The 17,355-nt window shown below is 60.0% G+C and carries 20 protein-coding genes; 13 read left to right on the top strand and 7 right to left on the bottom strand.

Annotated features, from left to right (window positions below; genetic code table 11):
- The first annotated feature begins 5 nt into the window (after positions 1 to 5).
- From DA373_RS06235 to fis, 13 genes are all read left to right on the top strand, one after another.
- Positions 6 to 974, top strand: coding sequence for an amidoligase family protein (locus DA373_RS06235; protein WP_107851472.1), 969 nt, complete (start codon positions 6 to 8; stop codon positions 972 to 974).
- Positions 962 to 1,651, top strand: coding sequence for a gamma-glutamyl-gamma-aminobutyrate hydrolase family protein (locus tag DA373_RS06240; RefSeq protein WP_107851473.1), 690 nt, complete (start codon positions 962 to 964; stop codon positions 1,649 to 1,651). Before DA373_RS06235 ends, DA373_RS06240 begins: the two co-directional genes overlap by 13 nt.
- Positions 1,644 to 2,075: a YqaA family protein gene (locus DA373_RS06245; RefSeq protein WP_107851474.1), complete on the top strand. Its 432-nt coding sequence runs from the start codon at positions 1,644 to 1,646 to the stop codon at positions 2,073 to 2,075. The genes DA373_RS06240 and DA373_RS06245 overlap by 8 nt, the downstream gene beginning before the upstream one ends.
- A gap of 193 nt (positions 2,076 to 2,268) precedes the next feature.
- The gene (gene acs, locus DA373_RS06250) at positions 2,269 to 4,218 is read left to right on the top strand and encodes an acetate--CoA ligase (RefSeq protein WP_107851475.1); all 1,950 of its coding nucleotides are present in this window, start codon (positions 2,269 to 2,271) and stop codon (positions 4,216 to 4,218) included.
- Positions 4,219 to 4,543: 325 nt separating this feature from the next.
- Positions 4,544 to 4,993, top strand: coding sequence for a type II 3-dehydroquinate dehydratase (aroQ, locus tag DA373_RS06255; RefSeq protein WP_107851476.1), 450 nt, complete (start codon positions 4,544 to 4,546; stop codon positions 4,991 to 4,993).
- Positions 4,994 to 5,028: 35 nt separating this feature from the next.
- Positions 5,029 to 5,490, top strand: coding sequence for an acetyl-CoA carboxylase biotin carboxyl carrier protein (gene accB, locus DA373_RS06260; RefSeq protein WP_107851477.1), 462 nt, complete (start codon positions 5,029 to 5,031; stop codon positions 5,488 to 5,490).
- Positions 5,491 to 5,499: 9 nt separating this feature from the next.
- On the top strand, positions 5,500 to 6,840 hold the full coding sequence (accC, locus tag DA373_RS06265) for an acetyl-CoA carboxylase biotin carboxylase subunit (RefSeq protein ID WP_107851478.1): 1,341 nt from the start codon (positions 5,500 to 5,502) through the stop codon (positions 6,838 to 6,840).
- 120 nt (positions 6,841 to 6,960) lie between these two features.
- Positions 6,961 to 7,326, top strand: a complete 366-nt coding sequence (locus tag DA373_RS06270; protein WP_107851479.1) for a RidA family protein — start codon at positions 6,961 to 6,963, stop codon at positions 7,324 to 7,326.
- A 450-nt stretch (positions 7,327 to 7,776) separates the two neighbouring features.
- A complete protein-coding gene (locus DA373_RS06275; protein WP_107851480.1) occupies positions 7,777 to 8,019 on the top strand; it encodes a DUF997 family protein in 243 nt (80 codons plus the stop codon).
- Positions 8,009 to 9,463 (top strand): sodium/pantothenate symporter, encoded by a 1,455-nt coding sequence (gene panF, locus DA373_RS06280; RefSeq protein ID WP_107851481.1) that lies wholly within the window; start codon positions 8,009 to 8,011, stop codon positions 9,461 to 9,463. Before DA373_RS06275 ends, panF begins: the two co-directional genes overlap by 11 nt.
- A gap of 159 nt (positions 9,464 to 9,622) precedes the next feature.
- Positions 9,623 to 10,498, top strand: coding sequence for a 50S ribosomal protein L11 methyltransferase (gene prmA, locus DA373_RS06285; protein WP_107851482.1), 876 nt, complete (start codon positions 9,623 to 9,625; stop codon positions 10,496 to 10,498).
- A gap of 172 nt (positions 10,499 to 10,670) precedes the next feature.
- Positions 10,671 to 11,660, top strand: coding sequence for a tRNA dihydrouridine synthase DusB (gene dusB / locus DA373_RS06290; protein ID WP_107851483.1), 990 nt, complete (start codon positions 10,671 to 10,673; stop codon positions 11,658 to 11,660).
- Between the two features lie 2 nt (positions 11,661 to 11,662).
- On the top strand, positions 11,663 to 11,962 hold the full coding sequence (gene fis / locus DA373_RS06295; protein WP_014291613.1) for a DNA-binding transcriptional regulator Fis: 300 nt from the start codon (positions 11,663 to 11,665) through the stop codon (positions 11,960 to 11,962).
- Positions 11,963 to 12,089: 127 nt separating this feature from the next.
- On the opposite strand, the gene DA373_RS06300 is transcribed toward fis, so the two are convergent.
- The 7 genes from DA373_RS06300 to DA373_RS06330 form a co-directional block, all read right to left on the bottom strand.
- Positions 12,090 to 12,386 (bottom strand): addiction module antidote protein, encoded by a 297-nt coding sequence (locus DA373_RS06300; RefSeq protein ID WP_107851484.1) that lies wholly within the window; start codon positions 12,384 to 12,386, stop codon positions 12,090 to 12,092.
- Positions 12,379 to 12,684, bottom strand: coding sequence for a type II toxin-antitoxin system RelE/ParE family toxin (locus DA373_RS06305; protein ID WP_107851485.1), 306 nt, complete (start codon positions 12,682 to 12,684; stop codon positions 12,379 to 12,381). Before DA373_RS06305 ends, DA373_RS06300 begins: the two co-directional genes overlap by 8 nt.
- A 121-nt stretch (positions 12,685 to 12,805) precedes the next feature.
- On the bottom strand, positions 12,806 to 13,513 hold the full coding sequence (locus DA373_RS06310; RefSeq protein WP_107851486.1) for an inorganic diphosphatase: 708 nt from the start codon (positions 13,511 to 13,513) through the stop codon (positions 12,806 to 12,808).
- A gap of 72 nt (positions 13,514 to 13,585) precedes the next feature.
- Positions 13,586 to 14,344, bottom strand: coding sequence for an iron ABC transporter ATP-binding protein (locus tag DA373_RS06315; protein WP_107851487.1), 759 nt, complete (start codon positions 14,342 to 14,344; stop codon positions 13,586 to 13,588).
- A 17-nt stretch (positions 14,345 to 14,361) separates the two neighbouring features.
- A complete protein-coding gene (locus DA373_RS06320) occupies positions 14,362 to 15,309 on the bottom strand; it encodes an iron chelate uptake ABC transporter family permease subunit (RefSeq protein WP_107851488.1) in 948 nt (315 codons plus the stop codon).
- Positions 15,309 to 16,253 carry an ABC transporter permease gene (locus DA373_RS06325; RefSeq protein ID WP_107851489.1) on the bottom strand — a complete coding sequence of 315 codons (945 nt, stop codon included), beginning with the start codon at positions 16,251 to 16,253 and terminating at the stop codon, positions 15,309 to 15,311. The genes DA373_RS06320 and DA373_RS06325 overlap by 1 nt, the downstream gene beginning before the upstream one ends.
- A 179-nt stretch (positions 16,254 to 16,432) precedes the next feature.
- Positions 16,433 to 17,347, bottom strand: a complete 915-nt coding sequence (locus DA373_RS06330; RefSeq protein ID WP_107851490.1) for a siderophore ABC transporter substrate-binding protein — start codon at positions 17,345 to 17,347, stop codon at positions 16,433 to 16,435.
- Positions 17,348 to 17,355 lie beyond the last annotated feature (8 nt).

Here is a 17,355-nt window from a genome sequence, read left to right on the forward strand (position 1 = left end):
AGACCATGCCATTACCCATGCCCCCGCAACTGCACACCACTCACGGTGCCGAGCGCCGGCTGGGTGTGGAGCTGGAGCTGAGTGGCCTTACTCTGCCAAGGCTGGTGACCCTGATGGCAGAAACCCTGCAGGGTGAAAGCCAGCCGGTGTCCGAATACGAGTTCGATATTCTCACCCCGCTGGGCAGCTTTCGTGTGGAGCTTGATTTTGACTATCTCAAGCAACTGGCCCGGGAGCAAAAGCGGCACCCGCCCGGTGAGCTGGAGCAGGCCGCCACCGATCTGCTGGGCAGCCTGGCACTGCAGCTGGTGCCCCTGGAACTGGTGTGCCCCCCCCTGCCCCTGTCCCGACTGGATCAACTCAGCCCGCTGTTTGAACAACTGCGCAAACAGGGCGCCCGGGGCACCCGCCATGCCCTGCATTATGCCTTTGGCCTGCACCTCAACCCCGAGCTGCCCGACACCGGCATAGCTACCCTGCTGCGTTATTTCCGGGCCTACCTGTGCCTGCATGACTGGCTGGAAGCCCACGAAGACATCGTCACCGCCCGAAAAATATCGCCTTATATTCGCGCCTTTCCCAAGGATTATGTACGTCTGGTGCTGAGCCCGGACTACCGGCCGGACATGGCCCGTTTTACCGACGATTATCTGGCCTGGAACCCGACCCGCAACCGCTCCATGGATTTGCTGCCCATGCTGGCCTGGCACGATGAGCCCCGGGTACAGGCGGTGGTGCAGGACGACAAGGTCAACAAGCGTCCCACCCTGCACTACCGGCTGCCCAATTCCGATATCGACAACCCGCTGTGGTCGCTGCATCACGCCTGGGAAGGCTGGCTGCAGGTAGAATGGCTGGCCAGTGACGAACAAAACCTGAGCAACGCCTGCCGGGCCTACGAGGAACATCTGGATCAGCTGACTCCCGATTTTATGGATCCCTGGATCATCAAGGTGCGTTCATGGCTGCGCTGATCGGCGTCACCGGCCCCAACAGCCGCCTGCCCCTGGCCTGGTGGGCCAGCAATCTTGCCCTGCGGCTGGCCGGTGGCCAGGGCCTTCATCTGACCCCGGCCAACATGCACAGGCACAAGCGGGATCAGCTGCAGGGCCTGATTATCGGCGGCGGTGACGATATCGACGCCGCCCTCTACGGTCACGACACCGGGCGGGCGCCGGCGGATCCGGAGCGGGACGCCTTTGAAATCGAGCTGATCGAGCACGCCCTCGACACCAACCTGCCACTGCTGGGCATTTGCCGGGGCGCCCAGCTGATCAACGTGGTGCTGGGTGGCTCGCTGCACGCCGACATTCGTCCCCTGCGCCAGAACACTTCCAACCGGCGCACGCCGCTGCCACGCAAAACCGCGGTTGGCTGTGGCAATGGCCGGCTTAACCGCATCATGCAGCAACCCCGCTGGCGCATTAACAGCCTGCACCACCAGGCGGTAGACCGTCTGGGCGGTGGCCTGTCGGTGGTGGCACGGGATCTGGACGGCTTTGTCCAGGCCATTGAAAGCACCACGGATCACTACCTGCTGGGAGTGCAGTGGCACCCGGAATACCTGCCCTACCTGCCCTGCCAGCGGCGACTGTTTCAGCATCTGGTGCAGGCGGCCCGGTGCAGCCAGCCCGAGGCTCTCTATGACTGACTATCTGCTGGTGTTTGGCAGCAGCCTGCTCGCCGCCACCATAGCGCCCTTTTACTCGGAAGTGGTGCTGGCCGCCGTGCTCACCCGCCAGCCCGACGCCGCCCTGCTGCTGTGGCTGCTGGCCAGCACCGGCAACACCCTGGGGGCCATGATCAACTGGTGGCTGGGCAAGTACCTGCTGCATTATCAAAACAAACGCTGGTTTCCGGTCAACGAGAAACAGCTGCACCGCGCCCAGCGCTGGTTTCAGCGCTTTGGTGTGTGGTCGCTGCTGCTGTCCTGGGCACCGGTGGGCGGCGACGCCCTCACCTTTATTGCCGGTATCATGCGGGTGCCGCTGGCGCTGTTTACCCTGCTGGTGTTCATCGGCAAGGCGCTGCGCTACGCCGTGGTGCTCTGGTTTGCCGATACCCTGTTGCTGTAGCCTGCACCACAGGCGGTGAACTTTGCCCGGCTGCTGCTGGATCGGGGCCGGCAAGGCCGTATACTGACGGAACAGGATATCTCAGGATGCAGCCATGCCCTATCCGGCTCGGCTAGCCGAAAGTCTAATTGAGCGTAACGACCATCTGGGTCACCTTGTTAACCAATGGTTACGAACCCCAAGGAGTGGAATAATGAGTGAAGTAAAGGTTCATCCGGTCAAGCCCGAAATTGCAAAGACCGCGTTGCTGGACGATGCCGGCTATCAGGCCATGTATCGCCAGTCCATTGAAAACCCCGATGAATTCTGGGGTGAGCAGGGCAAAATCATTGACTGGATCAAACCCTACACCAAGGTGAAAAACACCTCCTACGACCCGGGACATATCAGCATCAAGTGGTTTGAGGACGGTACCCTGAACCTGTCCGCCAACTGTATCGACCGTCACCTGGCCACCAGGGCCGACGAGGTCGCTATCATCTGGGAAGGCGACAGCCCTGACGACGACAAAAAGGTCACCTACCGCGAGCTGCACGAGCAGGTATGCCGCTTTGCCAACGTGCTCAAGGCCCAGGGCGTGAAAAAAGGCGACGTGGTCAGCATTTATATGCCCATGGTGGTGGAAGCCGCCGTGGCCATGCTGGCCTGTACCCGCATTGGCGCCGTGCATTCCGTGGTATTCGGCGGTTTCTCCCCCGATGCCCTGGCCAGCCGCATTATCGACTCCCAGGCCAAGGTAGTGATCACCGCCGACGAAGGCCTGCGCGGTGGCCGCACTGTGGCGCTGAAAGCCAACGTGGACGCCGCCCTGGCCAACCCCAAAGTCACCTCCATCAACAGCGTGATCGTTTACCAGCGCACCGGTGGCGACATTGCCTGGAACGAGCAACGGGATGTATGGTGGCACGAGGCCGCTGCTCAGGTCAGCGCCGACTGCCCACCGGAAGAAATGAACGCCGAAGATCCGCTGTTTATTCTGTATACCTCCGGCTCCACCGGCACACCCAAGGGCGTGCTGCATACCACGGGTGGTTACCTGGTTTACGCCGCCCTGACCTTCAAGTACGTGTTCGACTACCACCCGGGTGATGTGTACTGGTGTACCGCCGATGTGGGCTGGATCACCGGCCACAGCTACCTGCTCTATGGCCCGCTGGCCAACGGCGCCACCACCCTGCTGTTTGAGGGCGTGCCCAACTATCCCAAGACCAACCGCATGGCCCAGGTGGTGGACAAGCACCAGGTCAATATTCTGTATACCGCCCCCACCGCCATCCGCGCCTTTATGGCCAAGGGTGACGAGGCCGTTGAAGGCACCAGCCGCGCCAGCCTGCGAGTGCTGGGCTCGGTGGGTGAACCCATCAACCCGGAAGCCTGGGAATGGTACTACCGGGTGATCGGCAACGAGCGCTGCCCCATTGTGGACACCTGGTGGCAAACCGAAACCGGCGGCATTCTGATCACCCCGCTGCCCGGCGCCACCCTGCTCAAGTCCGGCTCGGCCACCCGTCCCTTCTTCGGCGTGCAGCCGGCGCTGGTGGACGGCGAAGGCAACATTCTCGACGGTGTTACCGACGGCAACCTGGTGATCCTGGACTCCTGGCCCGGTCAGATGCGCACCGTGTTCGGCGATCACGACCGTTTTGAACAGACCTACTTCTCCACCTTCCCCGGTACCTACTTCAGTGGTGACGGCGCCCGTCGTGACGAAGACGGCTACTACTGGATCACCGGCCGGGTGGACGACGTGCTCAACGTGTCCGGCCACCGCATGGGCACCGCCGAAATCGAGTCGGCACTGGTGGCGCACCCCAAGATTGCCGAAGCGGCGGTCGTGGGCGTCCCCCACGACATCAAGGGCCAGGGCATTTACGCCTATGTCACGCTCAATGCCGACGAAGTACCGTCTGCCGAGCTGCACAAGGAAGTCAAAGACTGGGTACGCAAGGAAATCGGCCCCATCGCCACCCCCGACGTGATCCACTGGGCCGAGGGCCTGCCCAAGACCCGCTCCGGCAAGATCATGCGCCGCATTCTGCGCAAGATCGCCACCGGCGACACCGGCTCCCTGGGTGATACCTCCACCCTGGCGGATCCGGGTGTGGTGGATCGTCTGATTGAAGAGCGTAACCGGGTGGCCTGATGCTCACCCGCTGATATCAAAACGCCGCCTTGTGCGGCGTTTTTTTATGCACCACGCCGGCAAAAAGGTCATTTTTTGTCGTACCGGCAGCGGTTTGCGGAACCTTTTGGCGTTAATCCTGCCCACCTTCTGCGGCTGTTTGCTGTCCGGATAAAAAATTTTCTCAGTCATTAGACCAGTAAATTGCTGCCAATTTTCATGAAATCACTATAATTGGGCGCACCGGGCCAAAATGCGTATTTTTATTTGCCAGCGACCGGCAAAAAACGCTAGGCTCACCCAAACTCGACGTGAATACCGCAAGATAGACGAGGATTGCTGCACAATGGCCGACAAATACCGAATTCTGCTGCTCAACGGGCCAAACCTTAACCTGCTGGGCCGGCGCGAACCGGGCATTTACGGCAACAACAGCCTGAACGACATCGTGGCCCGCCTCACCGAGCAGGCCGCCGGCCGCGATATCGAACTCAGCCACGTTCAGTCCAATGCGGAGCACGTACTGCTCGACGCCATCCACCAGGCCGACGGCCGGCAGGACTTCATCATCATCAACCCTGCCGCCTTCACCCACACCAGCGTGGCCATTCGCGATGCCCTGCTGGGAGTCAACATTCCCTTCATAGAAGTGCATCTGTCGAATGTGCACGCCCGTGAGCCCTTTCGTCATCATTCCTATCTGGCGGACAAGGCAGTGGGCGTGATCTGTGGCCTGGGAGCCGATGGTTACGAATTTGCCCTGGATGCGGCGGCCCGCTACCTGGCCCGTCGCTGATTGATATCAGCATCAACAACACAAAGAGAACGCTCATGGATATTCGTAAAATCAAGAAACTGATCGAACTGGTTGAAGAGTCCGGTATCGCCGAGCTGGAAATTGCCGAAGGCGAAGAGTCGGTACGCATCAGCCGCTACGGCGCCGCCGCCCCGGCCCCGATGATGCCCCAGTATCAGGTGCAGGCTGCCCCGGCTCCCGCCGCAGCGCCGGCTGCCGCCCCGGCTGCTCCCGCCGCCGAAGCCGCTGCCCCCGAAATGAGCGGTCACGTGATGCGCTCTCCCATGGTGGGCACCTTCTACCGTGCCTCCAGCCCCGGCGCCAAGAACTTCGTGGAAGTAGGCCAGACCGTGAACGTGGGCGACACCCTGTGCATTGTTGAAGCCATGAAGATGATGAACCAGATCGAGGCCGACAAGTCCGGCGTAGTGAAGGCCATTCTGGTCGACAACGCGCAGCCGGTCGAATTCGACGAGCCTCTGTTCATCATCGAATAAGGAATTCCCATGCTGGATAAAGTAGTCATCGCCAACCGCGGTGAAATCGCCCTGCGGATCCTGCGCGCCTGCAAGGAGCTCGGGATCAAGACGGTTGCGGTGCACTCCACCGCCGACCGTGAACTCAAGCACGTGCTGCTGGCCGACGAGTCCATCTGCATTGGTGGCAACCAGTCCTCCCAGTCTTACCTGAACGTGCCCTCCATCATCGCCGCCGCCGAAGTGACCGACGCCGTGGCCATTCACCCCGGTTACGGCTTTCTGGCGGAAAACGCCGACTTCGCCGACCAGGTGGAAAAGTCCGGCTTTATCTTCATCGGCCCGCGGGGCGACACCATTCGCCTGATGGGTGACAAGGTATCCGCCATCGAGGCCATGAAGAAGGCCGGCGTGCCCTGCGTGCCGGGCTCCGACGGCCCCATCGGCGGCGACGCCAAGCGCAACGCCGCCATTGCCAAGCGCATCGGCTACCCGGTGATCATCAAGGCCGCCGGTGGCGGTGGTGGTCGCGGCATGCGGGTAGTGCGCTCCGAAGCCGAGCTGGAAAAGTCCATCGCCATGACCAAGGCCGAGGCCGGTGCCGCCTTTGGCAACGACATGGTGTATATGGAGAAATTCCTGGAAAACCCGCGCCATATCGAAATTCAGGTGCTGGCCGACGGCCAGGGCAACGCTATTCACCTGGCCGAGCGCGACTGCTCCATGCAGCGCCGTCACCAGAAGGTGGTGGAAGAAGCACCGGCGCCGGGCATTACCACCGAAATGCGCAAGTTCATCGGTGAACGCTGCTGCAAGGCCTGTGTGGAAATCGGCTACCGTGGCGCCGGCACCTTTGAGTTCCTCTATGAAAACGGCGAGTTCTACTTCATTGAAATGAACACCCGTATTCAGGTGGAGCACCCGGTTACCGAAATGATCACCGGTGTGGATCTGATCAAGGAGCAGCTGCGCGTGGCCGCCGGCCTGCCCCTGTCCATCACTCAGGATCAGGTCGTGGTGCGCGGTCATGCCGTTGAGTGCCGCATCAACGCCGAAGATCCGCGCAGCTTTGTGCCGAGCCCGGGCGAAATCACCCGCTTCCACTCTCCGGGTGGTCTGGGTGTGCGCTGGGACTCCCACATTTATGCCGGCTACCGGGTACCGCCCTACTACGACTCCATGATCGGCAAGCTGATCTGCTACGGCGAAAACCGCGATATCGCCATCGCCCGCATGAAGCACGCCCTCAACGAGCTGGTGATCGAAGGCATCAAGACCAACGTTCCGCTGCACAAGGAAATCATGAGCGATGAGAACTTCCGCAATGGCGGAACCAACATCCATTACCTTGAGAAGAAGCTGGGCCTGTAAGGCTCACGCGGAATGATAAAACGGCGCCTGATGGCGCCGTTTTTGTTTTGCGAGCCCGGTGGTTTTTCCCAAACTGGCCAGCCGCTAAACTACCCCCTCAGCCCACTGAGACATAAAGACATGAATATTCATCGCATCAACCCCTGCAAACGCTGGTCCGACATTACCGTGTTCAACGGCATCGCCCATTTTGTGGAAGTGCCCGAGTGCGATCTTTCCCTCGGCATTCAGGAGCAGACCCGCCAGGTGATGGCCCAGGCCGAAGAAGCCCTGGCCAAAATCGGCAGTGACAAGGGCCGGCTGCTGTCGGTGACCATCTACCTTACCGACTTCGCCAACCTGCCCGCCTTTAACGCCGTGTGGGACGACTGGTTCCCCGAAGGCACCGCCCCCAGCCGCGCCTGCGTCAAAGCCGAGCTGGCCAACCCCGGCTACCTGGTGGAAATGGCCTTTGTCGCCGCCGCCGGCGAGGAATATCAGGGGTAATGTCATACCGGGCCTCGACCCGGTATCTTTCCTCGGATCCCGTAGGTTGGAATGAGCCCCGGCGAATTCCAACATGTCACAGGCGCCTTCGTGTTGCGACTCGCTGCGCTCATCACAACCTACCGCCCGGATCCCCTGGGTTTTCCTCGTTCCCGTGCTCTGCCTGGAAGCGAGTGCACATAACAAGTGGAGCGCGGGCGGCTCGCCCGCAAATTGCCGCGCAGCGGTAACCCCTTTAAGCGCCCTGCGGGCGCTGATGCAGGCTGGCAGCCTGCGCTCCATCAAAACCGAGCACTCTTTGGAGCGCGGGTCTTGTCCCTGAAGAGGGGCAGCCTGCCCGCATATTGCCGCACAGCGGCAACCTTGCTCCCTCTCTCACTTTCCGCCCCCGTATTTGTCCCCTAATTCCCTCGCTGGTATGCTTCGCCCCTTCCTGAAGGAGCCCCCGACATGAATTCCATCGTATCCATTGCCCGGCGCGAAGCCCTGCTCAGCGTGCTGCTGGCGCTGCTTTATCTGGCGCTCTGGTCGGCCTGTGCCTGGCTGGTGCCACCGGCGCTGACCCTGGCCGGCTGGCCACTGTGGTTTTTGCTGAGCTGTCTGTTTAACCCGCTGCTGTTTATTGTGCTGTGCGCGCTGATGGTGCACCGCTGTTTCAGGGCGGTCAATCTGGAACACCCGCATGAATCCTGAACTGATGATTCCCCTGCTGATTTACCTGGCCGTGATGATTGGCCTGGGGCTGTGGCTGGGCCGCCGCCAGAGCACGAACGGCTTTGTGCAGGACTATTTTCTTGGCAGCCGCTCCATGGGCGGCTTTGTGCTGGCCATGACCATGGTGGCCACCTATGCCTCGGCCTCGTCCTTTATCGGCGGGCCGGGCGCGGCCTACCGCATGGGGCTGGGCTGGGTGCTGCTGGCCATGATCCAGGTGCCCACGGTGTGGCTGACCCTGGGGGTGCTGGGCAAGCAGTTCGCCCATATCGCCCGGCGGGTGAATGCGCTCACCATTAACGACATGCTGCAGGCCCGCTATCGCAGCCCGCTGGTGGTGCTGCTGGCGGGCCTGGGCCTGCTCGCCGCCTTTGTGGCCACCATGGTGGTGCAGTTTATCGGCGGCGCCCGGCTGCTGGAAACCGTAACCGGGCTGTCGTATCAGAGCGGTCTTGTGCTGTTTGCCGGCGCCGTGCTGCTCTACACCCTGGTGGGCGGCTTTCGTGCCGTGGTGGTCACCGACGCAGTGCAGGGCGTGCTGATGCTGCTGGGCACTGTGGTGCTGGTAGCTGGCGTGCTGCAGGCCGGCGGCGGTGCCGCCGCCATGTTTGCCAAACTTGAGGCCATCGACCCCGGGCTGGTGCAGCCTCACGGCCCCGACGGTTTCCTGGGCATGAGCTTTATGCTGTCGTTCTGGGTGCTGGTGTGCTTTGGCGTAATTGGCCTGCCCCATTCGGCGGTGCGCTGCCTGGCCTATAAAGACAGCGCCGCCATGCACAGGGGCATTATTATCGGCACGCTTGTTGGCGCCGTGCTGATGTTTGGCATGCACTTCGCCGGAGCACTGGGCCGGGTGCTGGTGCCGGAGCTGACGGTGCCCGACAAGGTGATGCCCACGCTGATGCTCACCGTGCTGCCGCCGCTGGTGGCTGGGTTGTTTCTGGCCGGACCCATGGCCGCCATTATGTCCACCATCGACTCCCAGCTGATCCAGGCGTCTGCCACCCTGGTGAAGGATCTTTACCTTAACCACCTGTGCAAAACCGAACCTGCTCCCGCCACCATCAAGCGCGCCAGCAAGCTGGTGACCCTGGGGCTGGGGCTGATTGTGCTGTGGGCGGCCCTGAGTCCGCCGGAGATGATTATCTGGCTGAACCTGATGGCCTTTGGTGCCCTGCAGGCGATCTTTTTCTGGCCGCTGGTGCTGGGCCTGTACTGGTGGCGGGGCAACAGCACAGGAGCGCTGGCCTCCATGCTCACCGGGGCTATCAGCTACAGCCTGCTGCTGAGCCTCGGCATCAAGCCCCTGGGACTGCATGCCATCGTGCCCAGCCTGGCGCTCTCGGGCCTGGCCTATGTGGTGGGATCCCTGCTGACACCACCGCCCTCACCCGAGGTGCGCGCCCTGTTTGGCCGAGACTGATGCAAGTCTGCAGATAACAAGGCTACAGGGTTACCTCCACCGACACGCTTCGAGTACATCCATGTAACGCTCAGCACATGACATCCCTGCAGCCCACCAAGGGGACAGCGAAGCAGGTCGGTGGTAGAATCGCCGCTTTACCGCTTTACGAAGACTGCCATGCCCTGGATACAAATTCGCATCAACGCCACCGAAAAGACCGCCGACAAGGTCAGCAACATGCTCTCCGGCCGCGGCGCGCAGGCGGTGACCTATATGGACGCCGAAGACAAGCCGGTGTTCGAGCCCCTGCCCGGTGAAACCCTGCTGTGGGACGACACCGTCGTCGTGGGCCTGTTCGACGCCGAAACCGATCCGGCCCCCATCATCGACTTTCTGAAAAAGTTCTACCGCAAGGATCTGGTGTACAAGGTGGAGCAGCTGGAAGACAAGGACTGGGTGCGGGAATGGATGGACAGCTTTCACCCCATGCGCTTTGGCAAGCGGCTGTGGATTTGCCCCAGCTGGCGCGATGTGCCCGAGCCGGACGCGGTAAACGTGATGCTGGATCCGGGCCTGGCCTTTGGCACCGGCACCCATCCCACCACCGCCCTGTGCCTGGAATGGCTCGACGGCCAGGACTTAACCGGCAAAACCGTGATCGACTTTGGCTGCGGCTCCGGCATTCTCGGTCTGGCCGCACTCAAGCTGGGTGCCAAAGAGGTAATTGGCATCGACATTGATCCCCAAGCCCTGCAAGCCAGCCACGACAACGCCGAGCGCAACGGCGTGGCCGACCGCCTGAGCGTGTACCTGCCCGAGGACCAGCCCGAGGGGCTGCAGGCCGACGTGGTGGTGGCCAACATTCTGGCCGGCCCGCTGAAAGAGCTCTCTCCCATTATCAGCGGCCTGGTGCGTCCGGGCGGCCGGCTGGCCCTGTCCGGCATATTGGAAACCCAGGCCGAGGGCCTGAACCAGGTCTACGACCAGTGGTTCACCATGGCCGAGCCCGAGTTCCGGGAAGAATGGGCCCGCCTGAATGGCAGCAAACGCTGACACAAGGCTCCTTTCGGAGCCTTTTTTAACCCTGAAACCGCTTCACTATTGCATAAAAAATGCACCGGCATCTTGACTTATAAAAAATTATGCGCCGGTCAATTTGTGAGCTTTTCAGCACCGTCAAAAATGCGTAAGATACGCGACCCTGAGCCGAGACAGTCTTATCCTCATGGAAATTGGTCCTTACAAACTGGACGCCCCTCTGCTGGTGGCACCGATGGCGGGCGTAACCGACCGACCCTTCCGCACCCTGTGCATGCGCATGGGGGCCGGCATGGCCGTGTCGGAAATGATGTCGGCCAATCCCCTGCTGCGGGATTCCGACAAATCGCGCCGGCGTATGGACCATGAAGGGGAAAGCGGTATTCGCTCCGTGCAGATTGCCGGCGCCGATCCGGCGTTGATGGCCGATGCAGCCCGATACAATGTGGATCAGGGTGCGCAGATCATCGACATCAACATGGGCTGTCCGGCAAAGAAAGTAAACAAGAAGATGGCAGGCTCCGCCCTGCTGCAATTCCCGGAGCTGGTGCAGGACATCGTCAGCGCCGTGGTAAATGCAGTGTCGGTGCCGGTGACCCTGAAAATTCGTACCGGCTGGGATCCGGATAACCGTAACGGCGTGCACATTGCCCGCATTGCCGAAGACAGCGGTATTCAGGCCCTGGCCGTGCATGGCCGCACCCGTGCCTGCATGTACAAGGGGAACGCGGAATACGACACCATCAGGGCAATCAAACAGGCCGTCTCGATGCCCGTTGTTGCCAACGGAGACATCACCAGCCCGCAAAAGGCGCGTTTTGTGCTGGATTACACCGGCGCCGATGCCATTATGATTGGCCGGGCTGCCCAGGGACGGCCGTGGATTTTCAGAGAAATCCGCCACTATCTTGAGCATGGCACCACACCTGCACCGCTCCCGAAGGAACAGGAGCAGGCAATGATTCGGGAACACGTTACCGCGCTGCATGACTTTTATGGCGAGGTAATGGGTGTGAGGATCGCCCGGAAACATGTGGGATGGTACCTGCAGGAAAGTGAGGCGGGCCGTGACTTTCGCCGTAATTTCAATGCTCTCGAAGAGGCCGGGCAGCAGCTCGACGCTTTGGAGCAGTTTTTCGCGAATAATAGCTTAACGAACAATAGAAGAGCCGACTGAATATGTTCGAACAAACTACGACTTCTGACGCACTGGTAACCACCACCAAATCTCCGACTTCCGAGCAGCCGACCCAGCGCCCGCTGCGCAACTCTGTGGAGCAGGCCCTGCGCAACTACCTGTCCCAGCTCAACGGCCAGGAAGTAACCGAGCTCTATGAACTGGTGCTCTCCGAAGTCGAAGCGCCCATGCTGGACGTGATCATGCAGTACACCCGCGGCAACCAGACCCGCGCCGCCAACATGATGGGCATCAACCGCGGCACCCTGCGCAAGAAGCTCAAGAAATACGGCATGAACTGATAATATTCAGTTAAAGCACTGACTTTTAAGGCGTTAACTCGAAAGGGTTAGCGCCTTTTTCTTTTTGTAGCCGCCGCTTTAGCTGGCGGGGCCTGCGCAGCAGGCCTTGCAAATTAATGCAGCAGCATCAATGAGGCTCAACATGAGGCCGAGCGGTAATGTCCACGCCAAGAGCGCGGGTTACAGCCATCACGGTTTTCAGGGTAGGATTACCCCGCTCGCTAAAACTGCGATAAAGCTGCTCGCGAGACAGGCCGGTTTCTCTGGCCAACTCGCTCATACCTCTGGCACGAGCCGCAATGCCGATAGCCTTGGAGATATACATGGCATCGCCAGTTTCCAGCGCATCGGCAATAAATTCGGCAATGGCCTCCGGGCTGCTCAGATATTCGGCAGGGTCGAACTCGGTGAATGTTTCAGCCATGATGCTGTTCCCTCCATTCCTTCAACAACTGGTGAGCGGTTTCGATATCGCGGCGCTGACTTCCTTTGTCGCCACCACATAGCAGCAATACCAGCACCTCACCTTGCTGGTAGAAGTAAACCCGATAGCCAGGCCCATAATGAATTCGCAGCTCGCTCACGCCCTGCCCGACCGGGGCCACATCTCCGGGCAGGCCGGCAGCAAGACGACTGACTCGGGAAACAACCTTGGCTCTGCCTGTGTCGTCTCTGAGCTTTTTAAGCCACTGCCGGAATTTGGTTGATTCGATAACCTTCATGACGTGAATTGTAGTTTAAAAATCACAACCGAACAATACAGCGCCTTTCTTTGCCCATGAAACTCCAGGTGGCACACGGATGTAGCCACCGCTTCAGCCGACGCGGCCTGAACAGCAGGCCTTAACGGGCAGCCTCAAAATGAGCGGCAGCGCTGCTCAACACTCGGCGGGCTGATGCGGCATCTTCAAAGCCCAGGCCTTCCATGCCACCGTCCGGGCCCTTGTAGTTCGCAAACCACAGATCGATAATCTGGCTGGCACCGGGGTATTCTTTATCCAGCTGCGCCATGGTCTCTATATGAGCAAAGGGCGAGTCTTTGGCCAGCACGGCGATCAGCTTGTCGTCCTGCTCGCCGTCATCCAGCATTTTCAGCACGCCAATCACGCGCACATCCACCACTTCTCCCCGTGGCACCGCCTGGCCCAGCACAATCACATCCAGCGGGTCGCCATCGCCGCCCAGCTCCTTGGGCAGGGCCGTGCCCGGAATGGCACCATAGTTACCCGGATAGCCCAGATAATTCACCACCCGCGGCTTACCGTTCTTGTACTCCCAGTAAACCGCCTTGGGATCTTCCTTGCTCACTTCCCACTTGGCGGAGGTGCCGGCGGGAATTTCGACAATGGCTTTCACGGTGCCATCTTGGTTCATGGCCTTCAGTCCCATCAGGTCGGCCTGGCCGGCAATGGTGAAGTCGTCTTTTACCGTCATGGCGGCGGCATGAGGAGTGGAGCCCGAAAAGGCCAGGCCACCCAGAGTATTGGCATTAGCCGCACTCGACAGCATCATCAGGCTGGCAACGGCGGACAGAGTCAGGATTTTTTTCATGTGATTCAACTCCTTGAAAAAGAACTGGATCACTATGTGCAGGTAAGGTGACGGCGGTATTACAGGCAGTGATTACCCGTAATACATACAAATGCGCTGGCCGTTCATCTCGGCGATATTGAAACCGGTGTCGTAGATGTCCGACAGTACTTCGGCCTGAATAACCTCGTTTACCGGACCCTGAGTGATCACCCGGCCCTGCTTGAGGGCGATAATATAGTCGGCATAGCAGGAGGCAAAATTGATATCGTGGATCACGATCACCACCGCCTTGTTCAGCTCGTGGGCCAGCACCCGAATGTTGCGCATAATCTGCAGCGAATGCCGAATGTCCAGATTGTTCAGCGGCTCGTCCAGAAACACATACTCGGTGTCCTGGGCCACCACCATGGCGATAAAGGCCAGTTGCCGCTGGCCACCACTCAGCTCGTCCAGGTAGCGGTGCTGAATCTCGGCCAGATCCAGCTGGTGAATGGCCTTGTCGATCACCTCATTGTCCTCACCGGTGAGCTTGCCGCCGCTGTGGGGAAAACGGCCAAACGACACCAGCTCGCGCACGCTGAAGCGCATATTGAGGTTGTTGGCCTGACGCAGCACCGCCAGCCGTCTGGCCAGGGTTTTGGTATCCCATTGCGCCAGCGCCTTGCCGTCGATAAACACCTCGCCGCTGTCCTTGCCAAGCAACCGGCTCGCCATGGACAACAGGGTGCTTTTGCCTGCGCCGTTGGGGCCGATAATGGCCGTGACCTGGCCGGCCCTGAAACAGGCAGAGGCCTGATCGATCACCATTTTCGCGCCGAATTTCTTGGTCAGCTGTGCCAGTTCAATCATGGTTTGATCACCCGTTTTTATACTTTTTGCCGGATCAGCAGCCACAGAAAATACAGGCCGCCAAAGAAGTTGATCACCACACTCAGGGTGGTATTGAGGGAAAACAGATTTTCCAGCAGCCACTGGCCGCCCAGCAGCATCAGCACCGCCAGCAGCGAGCTTGCAATCAGCAGCACCCGGTGCTGGTAGCTGTGGCACAGCTGGCGGCTCAGGTTGGCCACCAGCAGGCCAAAAAACAGAATGGGCCCCACCAGAGCGGTAGACACCGACACCAGCACCGCAATCAGCAGCAGCACCCGCCGGGTCACCGCCTTTACGTCTACACCCAGACCAATGGCGTTGTCCCGCTCCAGCCAGAACACATCCAGGGTGCGATGCTGGCGATACAGCAGGGTCACCACCAGCGCCAGGGGCAACAGGCAGAGGTAGACCAGATCATTGTTGATGTTGTTGAAACTGGCGAACAGCTTGCCCTGGGCCATGGCGAACTCGGTGGGATCCAGCAGCATCATAAAAAAGGAAGACAGGCTGCCGAACAGCTGGCCGAAAATCACCCCAAGCAGCAACAGCGTCATAATGCCGGCCTGCTGCCGGTTAAAATAAAAACCGAACAGCAGCAGCGAAAACAGCATCATCACCGCCACCGACAGCACGAAATTGAAATACACGTTGGCCATGGCCACGCTCAGGCCGCCCAGCAGCAACACCAGCAACAGCTGGGTGGCCTGATACAGGGCATCAAAGCCCATGATGCCAGGGGTCAGAATGCGGTTACTGGTTATGGTCTGAAACACCAGTGACGACTGGGCAATGGCCACCGCGGCGATGATCAGCGCCAGCACCCTGGGCACCCGGCGCGACAGAAAATAGCGGTAGTTGTCGGCATCGAGCCCCACGCCCACAAACAGCGCCACCAGCAGCAGCGAGGCCGTCGCCATCACCACAATGGTTAATCTGTCGGACATCATGCCCCCTGCCCGCTTTGCGTGTCTTGCAGCACCAGCCAGATAAAGGCAGCGCCCCCGAGCAGACTGATGATCATGGTGATGGGCACCTCATGGGGAAAGATAATCACACGGCCGAGCACATCGCACACCAGCACCAGAATGGCACCGCACAAGGCCGTGACCGGCATGTTCCGGCGCAGGTTGTCGCCCATGTAGCGGGACACCAGATTGGGCACGATCAGACCCAGAAACGGCAGCATGCCCACTATCATCACCACGGATGCCGACAACACCGACACCAGCATGACTCCCAGCAACACCAGCTGCCGGTAGTTGAGACCCAGGTTGACGGAAAAATCCCGGCCCATGCCCACGGCAGACAGCCGGCTGGCAAACCAGTAGCTGATCATGCCTGCGGGCAGGGCGATATAGAGCAGCTCATAGTTGCCGAGCAGAATGCTGGAAAAGTTGGCCATTTCCCAGCCGGACAGGTTCTGAATAACATCGTACTTGTAGGCAACAAAGGTGGCGGCGGCACCCACCACATTGCCGAAGATAATGCCGATCAGCGGCACATAGATGGCGTTTTTGAACTGAACCCCGTGAATAAAGTTCACAAACAGCAGGGTGCCGGCCATGGCCGAGCCGAAGATGACGATCAGGTTGTTACCGTCGCCAAACAGCACCAGACTCAGCACATAACCGAACATGGCGCATTCTATGGTGCCGGTGGTGGACGGCGCGGCAAACCGGTTCTGACTGATTTGCTGCATAATCAGCCCGGCAATGCTCAGCCCCGCTCCCGCCAGCCAGATGGCCAGCAGCCGGGGCAGGCGGCTGACCAGCAGCAGCTCAAGGGCGGCGGCGTCCCCGCTCAGCAGCGCCGCCATATCCAGGTCGATCACTCCCACAAACACCGACGCCACGCTTAACAGCACAAACACAGGCAACAAGACTTTCACGTTAACTTCCCGCTCCCATCAACGGCTTATACCAATCGGATTAAACATTTACTCATTCAGTACCTGAGCGGTAGGCGCCGCTTCAGCTGGCGCAAACATGCAGACGACGGTGCCTTCAAGGCCTGTTGCACAGGCCCTGCCGACTAAAGTGGCAGCTACAACAACAGGGCCGAAGCCGATCACTTGCTCAGGCTCTGTTTCACGTCTGCAATCATAAGTTCGGTGGCGGTCACCCCCGAGGCGGTGATGTACCAGGCGCCGGTATTCAGGTAGGTCATTGCCTGGTTTTTATAGGCCGCGGTGGCCTTGACCAGGGCGTTGTCGAACTGCTGGTGCGTGGTGCTTCTGCCCTTGTTCACCACCTTGTCGCGGTCGATGATAAACAGATGCTGAGGATTGGCCTGCTTGATGTATTCAAAAGACACCAGCTCACCATGGCGGGACTGGCTGTGTACCTCGGCCGCATTCACAAAGCCAAAATCACGGAACAGCGCGGAAAAACGCGAATAGGTGCTAAAGGTGGTCAGGTTTTTGCCGCTGCTCATCACCAGCAGGGCATTATTTTGCTCAGCCCGGTTATGCTCGGCGATGGCGTTAAACTCCGCATTCAAGGCGGCAATTTTCGCTTCCACCCGGTCTTCAATGGCAAACACCCGGCCCAGGGTGCGCCACAGCTGCTGGGTGGCCTGCCAGTAGCTGGCTCCGGCCTGCTCATCGGGGGCAAACACCAGGGTCGGCGCTATCTTGCTCAGCTCATCAAATTGTTCGGAGCTGCGCGGGCCAATAATGATGAGATCCGGCTTCAGGCTGAAAATGCCCTCGAAATCGGGCTCGAACAGAGTGCCGGATGACGCGTATTTATCATCCCGGTATTGCGCCAGATAATCGGGCAGATACTCCTTGGTCACCGCCACCGGGGTTATGCCAAAGGCATGGAGCACATCCAGGGCGCCAATGCCCGTGACCACTACCCGTTCGGGCTTTACCGGCACTCGAGTGCTGCCCATGGGGTGCTCCACGGTAATAGTGTTTCCGGCCGCCACGGAAAAGGGAAACGTCAGAGCGGCGATCAGCGCCAGTATCGCAACACGCATCACTCCCT

It is taken from the genome of Oceanimonas marisflavi (genome assembly GCF_003049725.1).
Classification (GTDB): Bacteria; Pseudomonadota; Gammaproteobacteria; order Enterobacterales; family Aeromonadaceae; genus Oceanimonas; species Oceanimonas marisflavi.